Genomic DNA, 21,007 nt, shown 5'->3' on the forward strand with positions numbered 1-21,007 from the left:
CCATGAGCGATCTGCGACCGAAGGCGGACCCGAACGGACGGCCCATATCCGGGGGAGCGGCTGCCTCCGGTGGGGCTGGGGGGACCGGGGGAGCCGCGTACAAGTCGCTGCACCGTGGCCTCGAGATCCTGCAGCTCATCCAGGGCCGAGGGCGGCTCAAGATCTCGGAGATCAGCAGCGAGCTCGGCATGCCGCTGTCGACCGTGTACCGCTACGTGACCGTGCTTCGAGACGCGGGCTTCGCGATCGAGATCGACGGCTACCTCATGCCGTCGAGCCGCCTCGCGGAGAACGACGACGCCTCCCCGCACCTCGTGCGCTACGCGGCGCCCGTGCTGCGTCGCCTCAGGGAGCTCACCGGCATGACGGCGATCCTCGCCGTGCGCGTGCACATCACGGCCGTGTGCCTGGAGGTGTCGTATGCGCATCCGCAGCACCGCATCCCCTTCGGCCGCGGGAAGGTGCGCAGCCTGTACGCGGGGGCGACGGCCCTGCCCCTGCTCGCGTACGCACCGAAGAAGGTCGTGCGCGAGCTGCTCTCCGGCGGCCTCCGCGCGTACACGACCGCGACGATGAGCCCGGAGATGATCGAGCCGTACCTGCGGCAGGTGCGCGCCGAGGGGCACGCCGTCTCCTACGGGCAGATCACCCCTGGCATGGTCGGCATCGGCGTGCCCGTCTTCGCAGGCGGCCGAGTGCTGTGCTCCCTGTCTCTTGTCGGTGACGAGCGGCAGACTGGGGTACTGGATGAGCGCGTCGCGCTCCTCAAGCAGGGAGCTGCAGAGCTCGCCGCGAAACTGCCGTCGAACGTCGACCTCGAAGTCTGGAGCGACCAGAGTGCCTGAAATCGCCGCGAACCCCGCAGCCCCGTCCCCCGCCTTCGAGGAGTCCGCGCCGCCCGTGTCCGGGCCGCTCGCGAGCCCCATCCTCGCGCGTGGAACGCAGCCGATCACCGCGCAGCGCGGCACGAAGCTGCGCGCGAGGAACTGGCGGGCCGAGGGCCTGCTTCGCATGTTCGAGAACGTGCTCGAGGTTGGAGAGAACGCGGCGGAGCTCATCGTCTACGCGTCGCTCGGCAAGGCCGCCCGCAACTGGGACGAGGCCTGCCGCATCGTGAACTCGCTGCTCGAGCTCGACGAGGCCGAGACGCTGATCCTGCAGACGGGCGCCGCGGTCGGCATCATGTCGACGAAGCGCGACTCGCCCATGGTGCTCTCCGCCGTCAACAACACCGTCGGCAACTGGGCGACCAGCGACCGCTTCTACGAGCGGTATCGGGCCGGGCAGACCATCTGGGGCGGGCTGACGGCAGCCGCCTGGCAGTACATCGGCAGGCAGGGCGTGCTGCAGGGCACGTACGAGCTCCTCCGCGAGGTGCTGGTCCAGCACTACGACGCGCGGGCGGAGGGCCGGTGGATGCTCACGGCCGGGCTCGGCGGCATGGGCTCAGCCCAGCCCATCTCGGCGCGCATCCTCGGCCTGTCGTCCCTGACCGTGGAGATCGACCAGGTGAAGATCGACCGGGCGCTCGCGGTGGGCGGCGTCGACGTCCTCGCACCCTCGCTCGACGACGCGCTGGCGCTGCTCGAGGCGGCACGCGCCGAGGGCATCCCCGCCGCCGTCGCGCTCCGCGCCAACGCGGCGGCCGTCTTCGCGGAGCTCGCCGCGCGCGGCGTCGTCCCGGACATCGTCACCGACCAGACCGCCGCGCACGACGCGCGCTACGGCTACGTGCCCCTCGAGTACACGCTCGACGAGTGGATCGCCGCCCGTGAGTCCGAGCCGGAACGCGTCGAGGCCCTCGCACGCGCCTCCATGGCCAAGCAGGTCGAGGCCATGCTCACGCTGCAGGAACGCGGATCCATCGCCTTCGAGAACGGCAACAACCTGCGCGTGAAGGCGTTGGAGCACCTCGGCGAGAGCGAGACCGAGCGGGTCAACCGCATCCCCGGCTTCATGGAGGCCTACCTCCGGCCGCTCTTCGCGCGCGGCATCGGTCCCTTCCGCTGGGTGTGCCTGTCCGGCGATGTCGAAGACCAGCTGACCATGGATGCGCTCGCTTCCTCGCTCTTCCCGGACCGGCCCGAGGTCGCCGAGTGGCTCGCGCTCGCGGGCGTCCACGTGCCGCAGCAGGGCCTCCCCGCGCGGTCCTGCTGGCTCGGGCACGGCGAACGCTCGCGCCTCGCACAGGCCGCGAACGAGCTCGTCGCCGACGGCCGGCTCACGGCTCCCGTGCTCTTCAGCCGCGACCACCTCGACTCCGCCGGCATGACCCATCCGCGCATCGGCACCGAGGGCATGCGAGACGGCTCCGACGGCGTCACCGACTGGCCGCTCCTCGACGCCATGCTGCTCTCCACGGCCGGGGCCGACCTCGTCGCGATCCACTCGGGTGGCGGCGGTTACACCGGGTGGATGCAGTCCGCCGGCGTCTCCATCGTCGCCGACGGCAAGCCGGAGACCCTCGAACGACTCCGCCTGGCTCTCGACCTCGACACGGGGCTCGGCGTCATCCGCCACGCCGCCGCCGGCTACGAGGAGGCCGCGTCCGCCATCGCGCGGAACGGCGAGACGGGCGACGCCCCCATCGCCGCCCTCGGGCTCGCCGCGCGCGGTGCCCCCGCGTCCGCCGGGCCGGCCGCAGAAGAGGCCGCAGCGCCGGCGGCATCCACCCCCACCGACCCCGAAGGGAACGCCCGTGCGTGAACTGACCCAGGAAGACGCCGTCCACGGAGTGCTCGGAGGCGGTGTGCTCGCGTGCGGCGGCGGCGGGTGGAAGCACCACGGCGAGCTCATGGGCCGCATGGCGACCGAGCTCAACAGGCCGGTGCTCGCGGGCATCGACGAGCTCCCGGAGGACAGCTGGGTGGCGACGGTCACCGCGATCGGCGCGCCAGCCGCGAAGAACTGGGAGATCCGCCCCGTCGACTATGTGCACGCCCTGCAGGAGCTCATCAGGGCGACTGAGGTGCCCATCTCGGCCGTCATGACCGCGCAGAACGGCTACTCGACGACGCTGAACGGCTGGATCCAGTCGTCCGTGCTCGGCGTCAAGGTGCTGGATGCGGCCGGAGACGTGCGCGCGCACCCGACGGGCAAGCTCGGCTCGCTCGGCCTCGCCGAGCGGGAAGGCTACGTGGCGACGCAGGTCGTGTCGGGCGGCAACCGCGCCCTCCACGGCCACTTCCTCTCCGTGAACCGGGGCACGATCAACACATGCGACGACGTGCTGCGCGACATCTCGGTGCGCACGGGCGGCTTCATCGCCGCCGCCCGCAACCCGGTCGAGCTGAGCTACGTGCGCGAGCACGCCGCGCACGGGTCGATCTCGCTCGCCCTCGACCTCGGCAGGGACATGGCGGCGGCGCTCCGGAAGCGCGGCGCCGGCAAGCAGGATGCGTTCGTGCAGGCAGTCGTCGAACGCCTCGGCGGCACGGTCGTCTCGCGCGGGCCGCTCGGCCTCGAGGTGCCGACCGACACGCACGGAGGCTGGGACCACGGCACCTTCCGCATCGGCGACTTCACGGTGCCGTACCTCAACGAGTACATGGCCATCGAGTCGGGCGGGGAGCGCATCGCAACCTACCCGGACACGATCATCCTCCTCGACCCGAAGCTCGGAGAGGCGGTCGCGGTGAAGGATGCCGCCGAGGGGCAGGATGTTGTGCTCGTGTCGGTGCCGGCCTCCGGGCTGCCGGTGTCGTCGTCGGCGATCGACGAGTCCGGGCTCGCCGAGATCGAGCAGATCATGGGCATCGACTTCCTGAAGTACCGCGACTCGGGACTCGTCGGCGGAACGGCCGGCTATGTCGGCTGACACCGCGGATGCGCTGCTCGGCGCCGTCGACCCGTCGCGTCTGCGGCCAGACCAGCAGCGGGTGCTCGCCGACCTGACCGAGCTCGCCGGCCTCATCGAGAGCGCAGAGCCTGGGTTCTCCCGCCGGGTGTTCTCCGACGCGTACCGTGCGGGGCGCGAATGGGTGCGCGACCGGATGCGCGCATCCGGTCTCGACGCGCACATCGACCCGGCGGGCAACGTCGTCGGGGTGCTGCGTGGCGAGAACTCGTCGCTGAAGCCCCTCATGACCGGTTCGCACACCGACACCGTGCACGCGGGCGGACGCTACGACGGCATCGTGGGCGTGCTCGGCGGCATCGAGGTCGCGCGGCGCCTGCGCGAGGAGGGCATCACGCTCGCACGTGACCTATACGTCGTCGACTTCCTCGGCGAGGAGGCGAACTCGTTCGGCGTCTCCTGCATCGGCTCGCGCTCCATCGCGGGGCTGCTCCTCCCCGAGCACCTCGAGCGCACGAACGGCGACACGGCGCTTCGGCTCGGCGACGCCATGACGGGGTTCGGCCTCGACACGAGCGGCGCCCTCGGCCAGGCCTGGGCGCCCGGCTCCCTGCACGCCTACCTCGAGCTGCACATCGAGCAGGGGCCGCAGCTCGAGCGCAGCGGCAGGCAGATCGGCGTCGTGACGGCGATCGCGGGCATCGAACGCCTCATGGCCGCGTTCTCGGGCCGAGCAGACCACGCGGGCACCATGCCCATGCAGGGCAGGCACGACGCGCTCATCGCGGCCGCCGAGGCGATCCTCACGATCGAGCGAGAAGCGTGCGGGGCCCCCATCCACGGCGTGTCGACGACGGGCCGTATCGAGTCGTCGCCTGGCTCCTTCAACATCGTTCCAGACGAGGCGCGCATCTGGGCGGAGATGCGCAGCGTGGATGCGTCGTGGCTGCACGGCGCGAAGCGTCGCGTCGCCGAGGATATCGCTGCGGCTGCCGCGCTCCGCGGTGTCGAGACCGCCATCGAGTGGCTCAACGACCAGGACCCGGTCGCGGCCGACCCCGACGTGCAGCGCCTCCTCGGCGACGCCGCGGACGCGCTCGGCTACACGTGGGAGGCCGTGCCGTCCGGCGCGGGCCACGACGCGGCGCACCTCGCGCACCTCGGACCTATGGGCATGATCTTCGTGCCGTCGGTCGGCGGGCGCAGCCACGTGCCCGAGGAGTTCACCGAGGCCGACGACATCGCGGTCGGCATCCACGTGCTCGCGACGGCGCTCGTCGCCGCCGACCGCAGCGAGCGCCCCCTCGCCGTGAGCTGACCGCGCCGGCCCGCCCTCGCGCCCTCGAGCCCTCGCGCCCACCCTCGCCGCTTTCAGGATGGCTTTCGCGCTTCGGGATGAATTGCAACCCATCCGCGTGCGTGTATCCCATCCCGAAACTTCACTGGCCGCTTCGTGACGCCGCCCGCCCCCGCGCCGCACGGTTTCGGGATGGGTTTCGCGCTTCGGGATGAATTGCAACCCATCTGCGTGCGTGTAGCCCATCCCGAAACTCCACTGGCCGCTTGGTGACGCCGCCCGCGCCCGCCCGCCCCCGCGCCGCCGGGTTTCGGGATGGGTTTCGCGCTTCGGGATGAGTTGCAACCCATCTGCGTGCGTGTATGTCATCCCGAAACTCGCGCCGGTTGCGCCGGCCGCCTCGGGCTGGGCGCTTCGCGCCGGCGCAGGCCCGAGTAGAGCGAAAGCCCAGGCACGGCCCCCAAGGTGGGAGAGTGTGTCGGTCAGGTGGCCGGCGGTCGGGAACGAGGGGAACGCCCATGGCTACGTTTGTGCTCATCCACGGTGGAGGATCGTCGAGCTGGGACTGGCACCTTGTGGTCCCGAAGCTGGAGGAGGCGGGCCATCGCGCGGTCGCCGTCGACCTGCCGATCGAGGAGCCGGGTCTGTCGCTCGTCGACTACGCGGACTCGGTCTCGGCGCAGCTCGACGAGGCGAGGGGCGACAGTTCCGACGGCGACGGGCAGGGGGAGCAGCTGGTGATCGTCGGCCACTCGCTCGGCGGCTTCTCCGCCGCTCTCGTGGCTGAGCGTCTCGACGCCGACGGGCTCGTCTACGTCGCGGGCATGATCCCCAAGCCGGGCGAGACGATGCAGGAGTGGTGGACGGCGACGGGCCACAGCGCGCTCGGCGTCGATGCCGAGGACGAGCTCGTGTACTACAATCTCGTGCCGGACGATCTTGTGGTCGACGCGAAGGCGCACGTGCGCGAGGAGTCCGGCTCGTGGATGGATGCGCCGTGGCCGGGCGTCGGGCGCGAGGTCCCCACGGGGTTCATCGCGCCTGAGGACGACCTGTTCTTCCCGCTCGAGTTCGCGAAGCAGCTCGCCCGCGACCGTGCGGGGGTCGAGGCGGTCGTGGTCCCCGGAGGCCACTACGTCGCCATCGGCGCGCCTGACCCGCTCGCGAGGGCCCTCGCGGAGTTTGCTGACGGCCTCTGACCGGGAGGCTGGGTACGCTCGTCAGATGCAGCAGCTCACCGAGGCCCAGATCCGGGATGCGTTTGTCAACGCCTCGCGCAAGGAGGTCAGCGACCTGACGTTGCTACCTGGGTTCCACGACGTGGACTGGGAGCGGCGCGACTACCTCGGCTGGACGGACCCGAAGCTTGGGCGTCGCGCCTACGCGGTGATCCCGGTGGACGGGGACCTCGTGGCGATCATGTTCGAGCGTGCGCGGAAGCTGCCGACTCGGCGCGCCATGTGCTCGTGGTGCGAGGACGTGACGCTGCCCAACGACGTCGTCTTCTACAGCGCGAAGCGCACCGGCGACGCAGGCCGTCGCGGGGATACCGTCGGCACGCTCGTCTGCGCCGAGTTCGAGTGCTCGACGAACGTGCGACGCCTTCCCACGTCGGCGTACATCGGCTACGACCGTGAGGCGGCCCGCGAGCAGCGCAAGGAGAACCTGCGGATGCGCGCTGCGAGCTTCGCCAGGAACCTGCGCGACGGGGTCTGAGCGCCATCCACCGGATGTCGCTCGGCGTCTACTTGCCGGCGACTGCCTTGGCTGCGCGGTGGGCGATGACGAGGCTCAGGATGACTCCCGTGAGCGTCGAGATCACGGCGAGGGAGAGCGCGACGAGGTACGGCGCGACGGAGTTGGCGGAGAGCACCGAGACGATCGCGAAGACGATGCCGGCGCCTGCACCGGTATTCGCCGGGCGCAGTGCCGCCTCGTGGCCGGCCCGCCAGGCTTCGTCGGATGCGCGAGTCGCTGCGGTGCGCAGACCCGCGTACCCCCAGCGATCGAGACGCCCGTCAGCTCCCCAGCGCACCGTGAGCATGCTCATGAGGTTGCCGACGACGAGGATCACTGCCACTGCGATGGCGGCAGGGAAGCTCGGGGGCTGGAGTTCGATCACCAGGTGATGAGGTCGGCTCGGAGTCAGACGAGGGCAGCGGCGGCAGGACTCCGGGGAGTCGTGCTCGCACGCTTACGCGCGCTTCTGCTCGTAGCCGCTCGCGTCGTCGTCTTCGTCGGCGTCATCATCGTCGAGGTACTCGGACCACTTCGAGAGGATGTCGTCGTTGGGTTCTTCAGTGGCTGGCGGACTCGCCGGGTAGCTCGAGGAGCCACCGGAGAGTTCACGTGCCAGCGCGTCATAGTTCGTCTCATGTACGGAGTACTTGAGCTCACGGGCGACCTTGGTGTGCTTCGCCTTTTGACGGCCACGCCCCATGCGTAACCCCCTTATAATTCGGGCCGGGCAGGAATGGCCACCCGGTCGCAAGTCGTTAACGAAAATCTGACGCTCACATTACCACGGCGGCCGAGCGAATCTTCGGTGCGCCGACCCGGCCGCGTCACTCTGCGTCTCTAGACTGTGGCCTACCGGACCCGAGCTCGTCGACAGTCCGATGTACCCGCAGAGCTGCGCCCGCAGCGCCTCGACAGGAAGCCGGACGTGCTCACCGTGAAGACCGACATCGACCTCGTCGTCATCGGCGCGGGTGTGCCAGGTGTGACGGTCGCTGCGACGCTCGCCGAGATGGGCCTCCGGCCGCTGCGGGATTTCGTGGTCTTCGATGCCGAGCCGCAGCCCGGCGGATCCTGGGGACGCGGATGGGACTTCCAGACGGTGGGGCACACGCCCCTGCTCTCCGGCCCACCTGGGCTCTCTGAGCTGGGCATCCGTCTCAGCGATCAGGATCCTGAGGCCATCGTCCGCGACATCATGCCCCCGCTCATGCGGCGCTACGAGGACGCGTACGACCTGTTCGTGGCCCGCCCGGTGCGGGTGCTGCGCGTCGAGGCGATGCGGCGTTCGCCGTTGCTGACGCTGCACATCCAGGTGGGGGACCGCCCGCCGCGCACGATCACGACGAGGTACGTCATCAACGCGACTGGCGACTGGTCGTCGCCGTTCGTGCCCTGGTATCCGGGTGCCCTCGACTTCGCCGGCCAGCAGCTGCCGTCCGCGCACATCGAGTCGCTGGCGGGATTCTCGGGCAAGCGGGTGCTTGTCGTCGGCGGTGGGCGCTCGGCGGTGACGATTCTGCGTGAGCTGGAGCCGATCGCGGCGAAGACGGCGTGGTCGACGCGTCGTGAGCCCGACTTCCACGAGCTGCCGCGCCTCACGCTGCCGTCGCGGACCGATTCCCGGCAGCGGGAGATGGATGCACGCCACGAGGCCGAGTTCGTCCGATTCGTCGAGCGAGGGGAGCGTCTGCCGAGCGAGGTGAGCGTGCGCGGCATCCCACTCTCGAGGGGGACTCTCGCTGCGGTTCGGCGGGGGCTGCTCGTCTCGCAGGGTCCTCTCGCGAGCGTTCAGCCGGATGGGGTGACGTTGGCGAGCGGTGAGCGCTTCGAGGCGGATGCGATCATCTGGGCGACGGGGAGTCGTCCCACGATGCGCCATCTCGCGCCCCTGCAGCTGCGCGAGCAGGGCGGCATGGCTCGTCTGCGCGACGGGTGGAGTCGCCGAGACAATCGCGTCGCGCTGCTCGGCTACGGAACGAACCGTCGGAACCCGGTGGCGGCCCGCCTCGATGCCGAGCATCTCGCGGAGGGCGTCTTCGATCGCCTCGGCGAGACCCCGGCCACGGTGAAGTAGCCCCTCCTCCCTGACCGCCCCTCCTCCCCGCCCCTTCTCGCGCTGAAAGTCAGCCAGATGCAGCGTCCGCCGATCGGGAGCGTGCATCTGGCTGACTCTTCCACCGGGGATCAGCGAATCAGGGGTCAGCGAGTCAGGGGTTCCGGGGGCAGAGGGAACGGGGGCAGAGGGGCCAGGGGGCGAGGCGCACGGCAGGAGCGCTAGCCGCGGTTCGCGGAGGCGAGCACCGAGGTGACGACGGGGCGCGTGCCGAGGAGCGCCAGCCAGACGGCACCGAATCCGAGCGCGAAGCAGAGGGCCATCGTGAGCATCGCGAGGGGCGCGATGATCAGCGAGGCGCCGACGATCGGCAGGATGATGGCTGCCGCGGCTCCGGCTCCTCCGAGTGCGGCGAGCAGCAGCGGCGCCCAGACCTGCACGCGCTGCGCCTGCTCGAAGACCTTGCGCGGCATGCCGGCCCTATCGAGGGAGATGAGCAGCTTGCGCTCGTCGAGGATCGCGGCCGCCTGCGAGACGCCGACCGTGCACGCCAGCATGAGGAACGCGATGAAGAGCGTCAGGAAGACGCCGGTGCGCAGGTCGGTCATGAGGATGAGATCCTCTGCCTGCATGCCCGACGTGCCGACCATGTCGAGGAGGGCGAGGCCGCTGCCGCCGATGACGGCGACGAACGCGATCATCGCGATGCCCGAGACGCTGCGCCACGCGACGCCGGGCGTCTCGGCGAGCCGGCGCCCGCCGATGAGGCGTGCGGGTGACTTCGCGCGCTTCGCCATCTGCCGGCCGATGAGGCCGACCAGGGGGCTGCCGATGAGGTTGAGGGCGAGCATCCCTGCCGCAAGGGGGACGAGCACGGCGATGACGATTCCGATCATTCCGAAGGCCGACGCGAGTCCCTGCATCATGCCGACGAGGCCGAGGCTGATGAGCAGGATGACGACGCCGGAGGCGAGCGCGAACCACTTGACCCGCGGCTGCGTGCCGCGCTTGCGCACGCCGAGGGGCGTGACGCGCACGGCTGCCAACCCGGCGAACGAGCTGAGGGCCGCCAGCAGGGTGATGCCGGCCGCGGTCGCGAGGAGCACAGGGAACCCCACCCAGACGGACGCCGCCCCGATGGGGGCGCCGTAGAAGTGCAGGAGTCCCACGAGGGGGAGGAGGGCGGCGTAGAGCACCATGCCGGCGAGGATGCCCGCGATGGCGACGAGCGTCGCCTCGGCGACGGCGAGCAGCGTCACGACCCTGGTGGATGCGCCGAGCAGCCTGAGCGTCGCGAGGCGATCGTCGCGGCGGCGGGCGGAGAGGCGTGCCGCCGCGACGCCGAGGGTCAGCAGCGGGACCGCGAGCAGGGTCAGCGCGAAGACCGCGAAGAAGCCGTGGGATGGCATGCCGGGCGGTGGGTTGAAGAGCATCATGGTGCCGCCGACCACGACGAGTGTGAGGGCCGTCACGACGGCGAAGGCCACGGCCGGCAGGGCGACGGCGGCGCGGCCGACGGTGTCGGGCCGGGTGAGCATCCGCAGGATCGTGAGGAGCGGGATGCGGCTGGAGCCGCGGGGCGCGGGGCTCGGGACGCTCACGGTGCCGACTGCGGACGACGGGGCGGCGGCCCTGACCTTCGCGGTCGGTCGGGTATCCGCTGCGAGGCCGAGGGGCCCGGCGTCGTGGCTGCCGTTCATGCGCGGGCCGCCGTGTCCTCGAGGAGGTACCCGTCGCGCATCCGGACCGTGCGGTCGCAGCGCGCCGCGACCTCGGGGTCGTGGGTGACGACGACGAGGCTGCGGCCGGCCCGAGCGGTCGCGGCCAGCAGCGCCGTCATGACGTCGGCGCTCGTCGCTGAGTCGAGGGCGCCCGTCGGCTCGTCCGCGAAGACGACGCGGGCGCCGGTGACCTGGGCGCGGGCGATGGCGACGCGCTGCGCCTGCCCACCGGAGAGCTCTCCGATGCGACGGGCCTCCATACCGGCGAGCCCCATAGCCGCGAGCCACTGCGCAGCGGCCTGCTCGGCGCGCGTGCGGTCGACGCCGCAGAGCATCGCCGCGATGGCGACGTTCTCGAGTGCGGTGAGCTCCGGCAGGAGCATCCCCTCCTGGAACACGAAGCCGAATTCGGTGCGGCGCAGCTCGGTGCGCTCCGCGTCGGACATTCCGGTGATCTCGCGGGTGCCGGCAGCGCCGTGCAGATCGATGCGGCCCGCGTCCGGCGTGACGATGCCGGCCAGGCAGTGGAGGAGCGTGGTCTTGCCCGACCCGGAGGCGCCCATGATGGCGAGCGCCTCGCCTGCCTGCACCGCGATGCTGACGCCCGCGAGGGCGGTCGTCGGTCCGTAGGCCTTGCTGAGTGAATGTGCCGCGAGCACCCCGCCGGCAGCTGGCAGGGCTGCGGATGCGCGGCCCGCCGCATCGTTCGGGTGCGGGGCGAAGCGTTGTGCGGGTGCTGCTGCCGCGTGCGGTTGTGCCGCGGCCGGTGTCTGGAAGCCTGGGTGGGAAGTCATGCCTCCAAGGTGCCCGTCTCGGGGTGCGCGCCTCGACCGCCTGCGGGCTCATCCGCCCCCGACTCTGGGAGGGTATTCGCGGGCTGGCATCATCCGGGAGGATGACCGCTGGCGCCGCGGCCGGGGTCTACCAGCCGAGCATCCCAAGCCCGAGGCTCTCGCCGAGCAGCTGGCCGACGGTCACGCCGATCAGCGCCGCGAGCACTCCCCAGAGCATCTGGACGATCACGATGATCGCGGCCTTGCCGATCTTGCGGGCGCCCAACGCGTTCGTCGCGTCGAGCATGACGGAGCTCCACGAGCTCATGCCCCCGCAGAAGCCGGAGATGACGAGCATCGACGCGACGGTGGGAAGTGGGAGCAGGCCTGCCGCGAGGCCGGCGATGAGCGACGCGACGACGTTCACGATCATGAGCCGCCACTCCGGGGCGACGCGGCGCGGTGCGGCTGCGCCCTGCGGGCTCGATGGGTGGGCGGTGGAGATCGCCGATGCCGGCTGGCGCATCCGCGGCCACCCTTCGACGGCGACGTACCGGATGCAGGCGCCGAGGCCCCCTGCGAGCCCGACCGCCAGGAGCACGAGGACGTCCATCAGCGCACCCCGCCAGCTGGCGCTCCGCCGTCGGGGCCGAACGTGTCGTGGCTCGGCGCGACCGGGCCTCGGCCAGCACCTGGCGGAGGGGAGACGCGACGGCCGATGGCTCGCCCCGCGACGATGGCGAGGATGCCGCCGACGGTGCCGGCCGCGAACGCGACGACCGCCCAGCCGGAGTTCGAGAAGACGAGGGCGAGCGCCAGGGCGATGAGGGAGAACGTGGTGAAGCCGCCGCAGAAGCCGGGGCCGAGGGCCGCGCGCAACGTGGCCAGCCGCTCCGGCCAGTGCGCTCCCGCGACGATGCCGAGCGCGAGGGACCCGGCCACGTTGGCGATGAGCGCCGCGACGATGTCGGAGTCGAGAACGTGCAGGTTCGCGGAGAGTGGCACGTACAGCGTCTGGTCGCCATCGAGCATCGACATCGACGTCAGGGACGTCAGCCAGACGCGCGCGAGCGTCCCGAGGGCGCCGCCGAGGAACACGGCGAGGAGGAGGCGGGCAGGCGAACGCACGCGGCAACCGTACTCCCGGGCTGGGCCGGGCGCCACCAGCCCGCGGCGGCGGCGATCCTGCGGCGTGCCCAAGGCGAGGGGCGCTCCCCGTGGTGGAGAGCGCCCCTCGCCCGGCGCCTGGTGTGCGCCTGTGCGACGGCTCAGGCGTCGGAAGTGCCCCCGCCGTCGCCGCTCCTGTCGTCACGCGAGCCGAGGGCGTGCGAGATGCGCTCTCGCACTCGCTCCAGCTCCTGGTCGAGGAACGTCACGATGCCGGGGGAGAGCCGCTGCTCGCTCTGCGCGGCGCGCAGCTCCTGCCGCAGCTCGTGTCGGAACCGGTTGAGCACCAGGTCGGCCTGAGACAGAGCCTCGAGCTGCGCGCGCAGGGCGTCTCGCGGCGGCCGGCTGTCGCCTCCTGGCTCGGATCTTGAGGCCCCGTCGTCTGCCGTGCCGCTGCTCCAGACGTGCGAGCTGCTCGCGGAGGACCACGTGTCGTAGCGCCCATGCGTTCGGTGGCCGTCGCCCGCTGCCGTCGGGGCCTGCGGCGTCTGCGGCGCCTCGGGGGCTCCAGGTGCGTCTGGTCCCGCTGGGGGCCGGGGCGGGTCCTGCGGGCGCGGTTCGCCCGCGGCGCTCGAGCCGCGCGTGAATCCCGGTGGCACGAAGCCGGGCGGTGTGTCGCCTGGCGTCGTGATCGGGTTCTCGCGCGGCGCATCCCATCCCTTGCCTGCGCCGGAGAAGAAGCCACGAGCGGATGCGGCTCCCGCTGCTCCCGCGCTCGCGGCCTTCTCGAACCCGGCACGTGCATCCGGCCCGAGCTCCTGGGCGAGTCGCGCGAACTCGGCACGCAGCTCCTCGCGGGCACTCGCGAGCCCGTGGCGGACGTCGGCGGCGAGACGGCGGACCGACGAGTCGACGTCCTGCTCGATGGAGGCGAGTTCCTCTCGGCGCGAATCGAGCTCACGCCGGCCGGCTTCCGTGATGCGGTAGACGCTCTTGCGGCCGTCGTTGTGCTTGGTGACGAGCCCTTCCTCCTCGAGCTTCGCGAGGCGCGGGTAGATGGTGCCGGCGCTTGGCGAGTACGTGCCGTCGAAGCGCTCGGAGAGCGCCTGGATGAGCTCGTAGCCGTGGCGCGGCTGGTCTTCGAGCAGGCTCAGCAGGTAGAGGCGAAGGTGTCCGTGGGCGAAGACTGGCGGGGTCACGCGGTGCCTCCCGGCTGTGTGGTGTCGTTCTCGGGCTCGTCGCCCGCGTTCTCGGATGCAGGGGCCGCGGCCTCGCGGTCGCCATCCCCGGCGGGGACGCCGTCGGGAACGGGGCTGGTCGCGATGCGGGCGTCGATGCGCTCGTCGAAGTCCGCTGGCGCATCTCCTGCCCGCGGAGTGCGGGCGGAGAGGAGCACGGAGACTCGACCGGTGACCGTACTGATGCGCACGTCGGTGACGGCGCCCTCGGTGGGCTCGGAGCGGTACGTGGTCCCGCGCAGCGGTTCGAGGTGGAGGCCGTCGAGCTGCACGGAGGAGCCGACCGTGGAGACCTGGTAGCTGGGGTGGGTGCCGCCGGGGAGGCGCACCGTGGTGGCGCCGCTGACGGACCTGTTCGCGATGAGGCTGGGGGCGCCAGAGGTGACGTCGACGATCGTGGCACCCGAGACGGTGCTGCCGTCGAAGCTCACGAGAGATCCGGTGGCGGTGACGTCCCCCGATGCGGTCTTCACGACGGCCGTCCCAGCGTGGCCGCGGACGCTGATCTCGCCGCCGATGGAGTTGAGGTGCAGCTCGCCGCGGGTCGCGTCGAGGAACTGCTCTCCGCCGACTGTGTTGATGTCGATGCGTCCGCTGATCCCGGCGACGAGCACCTCCGCGCTGACGCCGAGCACGTCGACGTCGACGCCGGCGGGGACGAGCACGCTCACGACGACGTTCGGCTGGTTCCAGATGGTCTTCGCCGAGGTCTGCACGTCGGTCCAGGACAGCTGCGGATGGTCGATGAGGAGCTGGTCTCCGTCGATGGCGATCTTCAGATCGCGGCCGGTGATGCCGGACACCTCGATGCGGGTGCTCGGCTCGTCGTGCGCGAGCACGCTGATGGCGCCGCCTGCGAGTCTCGCGCGAACGCTGCGGACGGTCTGCACGTCGATGACGCGGGGTCCGTCCACGATCCACTGTTCAATAGCCACTGCTGCTCCTCGGGAAAGGGTTCTTGATGCGCGCGGGCTTCGCGCCCGACGACTGCAAGTCACGTTATATCGCGAGTCTGGGGATTCGCGTGCGCTCGCGACTCTCTCAGCTGGCTTCTGGCGTGCGGCATACTGGGCGCACCGTCGGCGGCCCCCGGCGGGTGTGTCGCGAGGGAGCAGGACATCATCACGCAGGAACTGTCATGGGTGTCGGTGCTGCTCACCCTCGTCGTCGGCGCGGGACTGGCCTTCATCGCCGTGCGGCGCACGAGGAACGAGCCTCGACGCCTCAGCAACGGCGTGTGGATCGTCGCCGCGGCCGTCGTCCTCATCAGCGCCGTCTCCAGCTTCGACGGTCAGGTGTCGATGCTCGTCAGCACGCTGACGTGGCTGCCCTTCGTGCTCTCGCCCGCTCTACTGCTGGCGCTCATCGTGCTGCTGTACGTGAATGGGGCCCGCATGATCCGACGCGAGGGGCGCTCGCTGGGGAACCTGCTGTCCCTCGTCTTGGCCGTCATCCTGACGGCGCTGGCGGCGCTGCCGTTCGCGGCCATCCTCGTCGGCGACGACGTCTTCATCTCCATCGCGCTCCTCCTCGCGGCCGGAGCCGCCTACCTCGGGGCGGCGTTCGCCCTGTTCCTCGCCTACTCGTGGCTCTACTCGCGGCTCGTTCGCGGTGCCGTCGGCACCTGGGTCGTCGTGCTCGGCTCCGGCCTCAGCGGAGGGCGACGCGTGCCGCCGCTGCTCGCCGCGCGCATCCGGGCGGGCCTGGATGCGGCGCACCGGGTCGGGGCCTCCGTCGTCGTCATGTCCGGCGGGCAGGGCGGCGACGAGGCGCTCGCGGAGGGGCGCGCCATGCGCGAGTGGGCGCTCGACCCCGCCAACGCCGACTCCGCCGACGCCGACCCCGCCAACTCCGGCGCCGACGGGCGCCAAGGGGCCCTGCCGATGGCGGGGAACGCCGCCGAGCCGCGCATCCTGAGCGAGGAGGAATCGGTCAACACCGAGGAGAACCTCCGCTTCACGTCGCGGATCCTCGAGCGCGAGGGTGTCACCGGCCCCGGCATCATCGCGACGAGCAGCTACCACGCCATGCGCGCCGCGATGCTCGCCAGGGAGCTCGGCATCGATGCGCAGGCAGTGCAGGCACCCGTCGCCCGCTACTACTGGCCGAGCGCGATCCTGCGGGAGTTCGCGGCGATCCTCAGGCGCTACTGGCTGCTCAACCTCGTTGCCGGGGTGCTCTTCGCGTTCCCGATCCCTGCGCTCAGCCTCTGGGTCGCGCTCGGCAACGGCTGATCCCGCCATCGGTCGGCGCGGCTGATCGGCGAGCGCGACCCGAACCGCGGATTCGGGACGCACTCAGCGGGGTCCCCGGCTGTGTCGGCGGTGCGTGCGACACTGACGGAGTGCACAAACTCGCTGAGATGAGCTTGAAGAACCGCGCGCTGATCGCCCTCGTGACGCTCTCCGTGCTCCTCTTCGGCGGACTGTCCATGACCTCGCTCAAGCAGGAGCTCATTCCCTCGGTCTCCCTGCCGATCGTGTCGGTCGTGACGAGCTACCCGGGCGCATCGCCGGAGATCGTCGACGAGGACGTGTCCAGGCTCGTCGAGACCTCCCTTCAGGGGCTTCAGGGGCTCTCCTCGACGCAGGTCACCTCCAGCGCGAACTTCTCGTCGGTGACGGTCGAGTTCGAGTACGGCACCGACACCGTCTACGCCGAGCAGCGCATCCAGCAGGCGCTCAACCGCATCGAGAGCCAGCTGCCGGAAGGTACGGAGACGACCGTGCTGAGCGGCTCGATCGACGACTTCCCGGTCATCCAGATCGCTGCGACAGGCGGCACGAGCACGGAGGAGCTCGCGGCCAGCCTCGAGAGCTCGACCGTGCCAGGGCTGACCGAGCTCGATGGCGTCCGAGAGGCGGCCGTCAGCGGTGCGCCGGTCTCCCGCATCGAGATCACGCCAGACCAGGCGGCGCTCGCGGGGGCGGGAGCCAGCGTCCAGAGCATCCGCGACACGCTCGACGCGGCAGGCACGCTGATCCCCATCGGACAGATCACCGAGGGTGACGACGCCCTCACCGTGCAGGCCGGAACGCTGCTCGACAACGTCGACGCCATCGCCGCTCTGCCCCTCAGCGGGGCCACCCCCGCCACGACGACCCTCGGCGACGTCGCGGCCCTCGAGCTCGGGCCGGAGCCCGCGACCTCCATCTCCCGCGTCAACGGCGAGGACGCCCTCACGGTGTCCGTCACGAAGCTCGCGAACGCCAACACCGTCGAGGTGTCGCAGGCGGTCCGGGACGCGCTCCCGGCGCTGCAGGCATCCATCGGCGGGGGAGCGACCCTGCAGATCGTCTTCGACCAGGCCCCGTTCATCCAGCAGTCCATCGACACCCTCGTCGTGGAAGGCCTCCTCGGCCTTGTCTTCGCGGTCATCGTCATCTTCGTCTTCCTGCTGTCCTTCCGCGCGACGCTCGTCACGGCGATCTCCATACCGACCTCGCTGCTCGTGACCTTCATCGGCCTGCAGGCCGCCGAGTACTCGCTCAACATCCTCACGCTCGGCGCCCTCACCATCGCGATCGGGCGAGTCGTCGACGACTCGATCGTCGTCATCGAGAACATCAAGCGGCACATGTCGATGCACCCGGATGCGAGCCTGCGCGGCACCGAGCGCGTGCGCGTCATCACGGAGGCGGTCCGCGAAGTCGCGACCGCCGTCACGAGCGCCACGATCGCAACCGTCGCCGTCTACCTGCCCATCGCATTCGTCGGCGACATCTCCGGAGAGCTCTTCCGTCCGTTCGCCCTCACGAGCGTCATCGCGCTCCTCGCGTCGCTCCTCGTCTCGCTCACGATCGTCCCCGTGCTCGCCTACTGGATGCTCGGAGGGCGGCATCGCAAGCGCCGCGCCCGCGTCGGCACGGCGGAGACCTGGGCCGGAGGCAGCACCCCCGAAGGCGAGACCGCTCGAGACCGCGAGGCGGTCCTCGCGAGCGAGGCCACACGCACCTCGGGCAGCGTCACCGCGCAGGAGCCGCTCCCCGCTGCGGGCGGCGATGAGGCTCCCATCGAGCCGGTCCGCGTGCGCCCGCGTCGAGAGCGTGCCAAGCGCGACGCCGGTCGGTTCGCGCCGCTCGGACTGCGCAGCGACGACGAGGACCTGCACCCCCGCCGTGCGCTCCGCCGCCAGGCGGAGCAGGAGGCCACCGCAGTCGGCCGCGCGGAGAACGGCCCCGACTCCGAGCTCACCTCATCGAGCGAGGAGAGCAGCTGGCTGCAGCGCGGCTACGAGCCGGTCCTCGGCTGGACCCTGCGCCGCCCCTTCATCACGCTCGGTGCGGCGCTGCTCATCCTCATCCTCACGGGCGCACTCGCGCCGCTCATGAAGACCAACTTCCTCGGCAACACCGGCAGCAACAGCTTCACGGTGACGCAGACCCTCGAACCCAACCTCACGCTCGCCGCCTCCGGCGAGGCCGCCTCCCAGGTGGAAGACCTCATCAGGGCCAAGGAAGGCGTCGAGACGGTGCAGCTCACGATCGGCGGAGGGGGAGCGGCATCGCTCTTCACCGGCGGCGGAGCCTCCCGCGCGAGCTTCTCCGTGACCACCTCAACCGACGCCGACTCCGACGCCATCCAGGCCGAGCTCCGCGAGGAGCTCGACGGCCTCGAGGGGGCAGGCGAGATCTCCGTCGGCGGTGGCGGCAGCGCCGGATTCTCGAGCGCGATCAGTGTCGACCTGACCGCACCGGATGCCGAGACCCTCCGCCAGGCCAGTGACCAGGTCGTCGCCGTGCTCGCGGGAGTCGAGCAGCTCGGCGAGGTCACGAGCGACCTCGACGAGACCCGACCGTTCGTCGAGATGGACATCGACCAGGCTACGGCCGCCCAGTACGGGCTCAGCCAGACGGCCATCGGGGCGATCGTCGCCCAGCAGCTGCAGCCGACCCCCGTCGGCTCGCTCACGATCGACGGGTCCAGCGTCCAGGTCGTGCTCGTCGGGTCGGAACCGCCGGCGAATATCGATGCGCTCCGAGCCACGAGCATCCCAACGGCCCTCGGCCCCGTCCCGCTCACGACGCTCGCGAGCGTCGAGATCGTCGACGGGCCCGTCTCTATCTCGTCCGAGCGCGGGGTGCCACTCGCCTCCGTCACCGTCGTGCCCACCGACGACAACCTCAGCTCCGCGAATGCGCTCATCACCGAGCAGCTCGACACGATCACCCTGCCAGAAGGCGCCACCGCCGCCCTCGGCGGAGTCAGCTCCGACCAGGCGGCCGCCTTCCAGCAGCTCGGGCTCGCGCTGCTGGCTGCGATCCTCATCGTCTACATCGTCATGGTGGCCACCTTCAAGAGCCTCCTGCAGCCGCTGCTCCTGCTCGTGTCCGTGCCGTTCGCGGCGACGGGCGCGATCCTGCTGCAGCTCGCGAGCGGTGTGCCCCTCGGCGTCGCCTCCCTCATCGGCGTGCTCATGCTCATCGGCGTCGTCGTGACCAACGCCATCGTGCTCATCGACCTCGTCAACCAGTTCAGGGAGCGGGGCCTCGCCGTGCACGAGGCGATGCTCGCCGGAGGCGCCAGACGTGTCCGTCCCATCGTCATGACCGCGCTCGCGACGATGCTGGCACTCACCCCGATGGCACTCGGCATCACCGGTCACGGCGGCTTCATCTCGCAGCCGCTCGCGCTCGTCGTGATCGGCGGGCTGCTCTCCTCCACGGTGCTGACGCTGCTCGTCCTGCCTGCCCTCTACTCCGTCGTCGAAGGGCCGCTCGAACGCCGCCGAGCCCGCCGTGAGGAGCGCATCGAGCAGGAGCTCGCCTCCGCCGAACACGACGAGGAGCGGAGCGCCGCGCCACCCCAGCTGGAGCGCACCTAGCGGCGAACGGGACTCCGCCAACGGCCGTCGCCGCTCCGGCGCAGGCTGAGCAGGGCGGCCTGCAGGCACAGCAGCGCGTCCAGCCAGCGGAGAACGGGCAGAAGGGGCGCCCATCTCAGGAATGCGAGTCGCCGTGAGATGCACAGGGCGACGAGCGTCAGCGCCAGGTCCGCTGCGAAGAACGCGGCGAGCAGCAGGAGCGCGGGAAAACGTGCGGCGGCTTCCTCGAGCGACGGGCACGCGACCACTTCGGGGAGGCCGACCGTGAACGACGCCAGCACCAGGAGGGGAGCCAGGGCGATGAGCAGCGAGCTGATCGTGATCTCGACCACCGACGCCGCGGCCAGGGTGCCGAAGCGCGGCTGCATCCGCGAATGGCGCCGGAGGGTCTGCCAGAAGCCGAGATTCCAGCGACGCACCTGCGCGATGTAGCTTCGAAGCGTGTCCGGGTCCTGCGTGTACGCCGTGGCCACGCGTGGGTCGAAGGCGATCCGGCCGAGCCGCTTCGCGTGCACCTCGAAGGTCATGTTGAAGTCCTCGATCACGAGGCCGGGTGCGGCGATGTCGAGCTCGGCGAGGATGCGCGTGCGGTACAGCGACGCGAAGCCGGGCACGATCATCACGGCGTTGGCGAAGCTCGCGGCCTGACCGAACTTGAGCAGGTACTGCATGACGACGTACATGCGGTCGCGGTGAGTGATGAGGAGGTCACCGAGACGCGAGGTCGGGCCTGGGAAGAGTGCGGTCCTCGCCGTCCCCGCGACGGCGACGACACGCTCGTCGGCGAAGAGCGGCAGCGCGGAGTCGAGGTAGTCCGGGCCGAGGACCGTGTCGGCGTCGAGCAGCATCACCACCTCGAACCGATCGGCCAGCCTGAACCATCGGATGGCGTGCTCGAGTGCCCCCGCCTTGCCGCGGTTCGGTGAGATGTCGACGACGTTCGCGCCTTCGGCTCTCGCGATGGCGGCGGTCGAATCGCGGGAGCCGTCCGAGGCGACGAACACGTTGGAGCGCGGGACGTGCTGACCCGTCGAGCGCACGGTGCGCTGGATGCCGCGTTCCTCGTCGTGCGCGGCGATGAGGATGGCGACGTCCCTCGGTCGGAGGGCTGTGCTCGTGAGGGTCTGCGGCACCTCGTGCAGGCGAAGCCGTCGCTCGCGAAGGGCGCGCACCGCGGAGACCGCGGTCCAGAACGATGCGTTGGCCCCGACGAAGAGGAAGACGACGAGCGCCACGAGGAGGATCGCTGGGTTCGACACTGCAGAAGTGTATCGAGCTGAGCGCTTCTCGGGTGGGATTCCAAGATCACTTACCGGGGACTTCTCCCCATGTCGATGCGTGCGCATCGGAATACTCCCGCACTCGATGCGGTGGTTCGGAAACCCAGACAGGTGGCCCACATTCCGCTCGTTGTGCGGGTGTTCACGGAGAAGTTGCCCCTTTGCGCACCCCGTTCCG

At 70.9% G+C, this 21,007-nt stretch carries 18 protein-coding genes; 9 read left to right on the plus strand and 9 right to left on the minus strand.

The features are described from left to right. Nucleotides 1–2: 2 nt before the first annotated feature. From C5B99_RS02360 to C5B99_RS02385, 6 genes are all read left to right on the plus strand, one after another. Nucleotides 3–845, plus strand: a complete 843-nt coding sequence (locus tag C5B99_RS02360; RefSeq protein WP_104240169.1) for an IclR family transcriptional regulator — start codon at nt 3–5, stop codon at nt 843–845. Continuing rightward, complete coding sequence (locus tag C5B99_RS02365; RefSeq protein WP_219819605.1) at nt 838–2,706, plus strand: urocanate hydratase; 1,869 nt, start codon at nt 838–840, stop codon at nt 2,704–2,706. The genes C5B99_RS02360 and C5B99_RS02365 overlap by 8 nt, the downstream gene beginning before the upstream one ends. Next, the gene (locus C5B99_RS02370) at nt 2,699–3,817 is read left to right on the plus strand and encodes a DUF917 family protein (RefSeq protein ID WP_104240171.1); all 1,119 of its coding nucleotides are present in this window, start codon (nt 2,699–2,701) and stop codon (nt 3,815–3,817) included. The genes C5B99_RS02365 and C5B99_RS02370 overlap by 8 nt, the downstream gene beginning before the upstream one ends. Beyond that, the gene (locus tag C5B99_RS02375; protein ID WP_104240172.1) at nt 3,807–5,114 is read left to right on the plus strand and encodes a M20 family metallo-hydrolase; all 1,308 of its coding nucleotides are present in this window, start codon (nt 3,807–3,809) and stop codon (nt 5,112–5,114) included. Before C5B99_RS02370 ends, C5B99_RS02375 begins: the two co-directional genes overlap by 11 nt. Before the next feature lie 497 nt (nt 5,115–5,611). Beyond that, nucleotides 5,612–6,292, plus strand: coding sequence for an alpha/beta fold hydrolase (locus C5B99_RS02380; RefSeq protein WP_104240173.1), 681 nt, complete (start codon nt 5,612–5,614; stop codon nt 6,290–6,292). 25 nt (nt 6,293–6,317) lie between these two features. Continuing rightward, entirely contained in the window at nt 6,318–6,809 is a 492-nt protein-coding gene (locus C5B99_RS02385; protein ID WP_104240174.1) for an FBP domain-containing protein, read from the plus strand. Between the two features lie 28 nt (nt 6,810–6,837). Here the strand turns inward: C5B99_RS02385 and C5B99_RS02390 are convergent, their stop codons facing one another. Together C5B99_RS02390 and C5B99_RS02395 are read right to left on the minus strand one after the other, a co-directional pair. Next, nucleotides 6,838–7,215, minus strand: coding sequence for an SdpI family protein (locus C5B99_RS02390; RefSeq protein ID WP_181059585.1), 378 nt, complete (start codon nt 7,213–7,215; stop codon nt 6,838–6,840). Nucleotides 7,216–7,287: 72 nt separating this feature from the next. Then, nucleotides 7,288–7,533 carry a DUF3073 domain-containing protein gene (locus tag C5B99_RS02395; RefSeq protein ID WP_104240175.1) on the minus strand — a complete coding sequence of 82 codons (246 nt, stop codon included), beginning with the start codon at nt 7,531–7,533 and terminating at the stop codon, nt 7,288–7,290. A gap of 225 nt (nt 7,534–7,758) precedes the next feature. On the opposite strand from C5B99_RS02395, the gene C5B99_RS02400 reads away from it, so the two are divergent. Then, on the plus strand, nt 7,759–8,907 hold the full coding sequence (locus tag C5B99_RS02400; protein WP_181057695.1) for an NAD(P)/FAD-dependent oxidoreductase: 1,149 nt from the start codon (nt 7,759–7,761) through the stop codon (nt 8,905–8,907). Nucleotides 8,908–9,107: 200 nt separating this feature from the next. Here C5B99_RS02400 and C5B99_RS02405 read toward each other — a convergent pair whose 3' ends face one another. The 6 genes from C5B99_RS02405 to C5B99_RS02430 all read right to left on the minus strand — a co-directional run bounded on the left by C5B99_RS02405 (nt 9,108) and on the right by C5B99_RS02430 (nt 14,660). Next, nucleotides 9,108–10,586 carry a permease gene (locus C5B99_RS02405; RefSeq protein WP_104240177.1) on the minus strand — a complete coding sequence of 493 codons (1,479 nt, stop codon included), beginning with the start codon at nt 10,584–10,586 and terminating at the stop codon, nt 9,108–9,110. Beyond that, on the minus strand, nt 10,583–11,401 hold the full coding sequence (locus C5B99_RS02410) for an ABC transporter ATP-binding protein (protein WP_104240178.1): 819 nt from the start codon (nt 11,399–11,401) through the stop codon (nt 10,583–10,585). The genes C5B99_RS02405 and C5B99_RS02410 overlap by 4 nt, the downstream gene beginning before the upstream one ends. Nucleotides 11,402–11,528: 127 nt before the next feature. Continuing rightward, on the minus strand, nt 11,529–11,993 hold the full coding sequence (locus C5B99_RS02415) for a CrcB family protein (protein ID WP_104240179.1): 465 nt from the start codon (nt 11,991–11,993) through the stop codon (nt 11,529–11,531). Further along, the gene (locus tag C5B99_RS02420; RefSeq protein WP_181064911.1) at nt 11,993–12,508 is read right to left on the minus strand and encodes a CrcB family protein; all 516 of its coding nucleotides are present in this window, start codon (nt 12,506–12,508) and stop codon (nt 11,993–11,995) included. The genes C5B99_RS02415 and C5B99_RS02420 overlap by 1 nt, the downstream gene beginning before the upstream one ends. Before the next feature lie 140 nt (nt 12,509–12,648). Further along, nucleotides 12,649–13,686 (minus strand): PadR family transcriptional regulator, encoded by a 1,038-nt coding sequence (locus C5B99_RS19805; protein WP_104240181.1) that lies wholly within the window; start codon nt 13,684–13,686, stop codon nt 12,649–12,651. Further along, nucleotides 13,683–14,660 (minus strand): hypothetical protein, encoded by a 978-nt coding sequence (locus tag C5B99_RS02430; RefSeq protein ID WP_146081916.1) that lies wholly within the window; start codon nt 14,658–14,660, stop codon nt 13,683–13,685. Before C5B99_RS02430 ends, C5B99_RS19805 begins: the two co-directional genes overlap by 4 nt. A 207-nt stretch (nt 14,661–14,867) precedes the next feature. Between C5B99_RS02430 and C5B99_RS02435 the strand changes: the two genes are divergently transcribed. Both C5B99_RS02435 and C5B99_RS19135 read left to right on the plus strand, forming a co-directional pair. After that, on the plus strand, nt 14,868–15,959 hold the full coding sequence (locus C5B99_RS02435) for a YdcF family protein (RefSeq protein ID WP_104240183.1): 1,092 nt from the start codon (nt 14,868–14,870) through the stop codon (nt 15,957–15,959). A gap of 128 nt (nt 15,960–16,087) precedes the next feature. Next, nucleotides 16,088–19,549 (plus strand): efflux RND transporter permease subunit, encoded by a 3,462-nt coding sequence (locus tag C5B99_RS19135; protein WP_258063007.1) that lies wholly within the window; start codon nt 16,088–16,090, stop codon nt 19,547–19,549. Here C5B99_RS19135 and C5B99_RS02445 read toward each other — a convergent pair. Then, nucleotides 19,546–20,808 (minus strand): glycosyltransferase family 2 protein, encoded by a 1,263-nt coding sequence (locus C5B99_RS02445; RefSeq protein ID WP_181064913.1) that lies wholly within the window; start codon nt 20,806–20,808, stop codon nt 19,546–19,548. The two genes, C5B99_RS19135 and C5B99_RS02445, sit on opposite strands and share 4 nt — an antisense overlap. Nucleotides 20,809–21,007 lie beyond the last annotated feature (199 nt).

Origin of the sequence: Pseudoclavibacter sp. Z016, assembly GCF_002931215.1 — a bacterium.
Classification (GTDB): domain Bacteria; phylum Actinomycetota; class Actinomycetes; order Actinomycetales; family Microbacteriaceae; genus Pseudoclavibacter.

What these genes read in the sequence shown, in the direction of transcription:
- C5B99_RS02360 (WP_104240169.1), top strand. Translation starts at nt 3, where the DNA reads ATGAGCGATCTGCGACCGAAGGCGGACCCGAACGGACGGCCCATATCC.
- C5B99_RS02375 (WP_104240172.1), top strand. Translation starts at nt 3,807, where the DNA reads ATGTCGGCTGACACCGCGGATGCGCTGCTCGGCGCCGTCGACCCGTCG.
- C5B99_RS02380 (WP_104240173.1), top strand. Translation starts at nt 5,612, where the DNA reads ATGGCTACGTTTGTGCTCATCCACGGTGGAGGATCGTCGAGCTGGGAC.
- C5B99_RS02385 (WP_104240174.1), top strand. Translation starts at nt 6,318, where the DNA reads ATGCAGCAGCTCACCGAGGCCCAGATCCGGGATGCGTTTGTCAACGCC.
- C5B99_RS02395 (WP_104240175.1), bottom strand. Translation starts at nt 7,533, where the DNA reads ATGGGGCGTGGCCGTCAAAAGGCGAAGCACACCAAGGTCGCCCGTGAG.
- C5B99_RS02405 (WP_104240177.1), bottom strand. Translation starts at nt 10,586, where the DNA reads ATGAACGGCAGCCACGACGCCGGGCCCCTCGGCCTCGCAGCGGATACC.
- C5B99_RS02410 (WP_104240178.1), bottom strand. Translation starts at nt 11,401, where the DNA reads ATGACTTCCCACCCAGGCTTCCAGACACCGGCCGCGGCACAACCGCAC.
- C5B99_RS02415 (WP_104240179.1), bottom strand. Translation starts at nt 11,993, where the DNA reads ATGGACGTCCTCGTGCTCCTGGCGGTCGGGCTCGCAGGGGGCCTCGGC.
- C5B99_RS19135 (WP_258063007.1), top strand. Translation starts at nt 16,088, where the DNA reads ATGAGCTTGAAGAACCGCGCGCTGATCGCCCTCGTGACGCTCTCCGTG.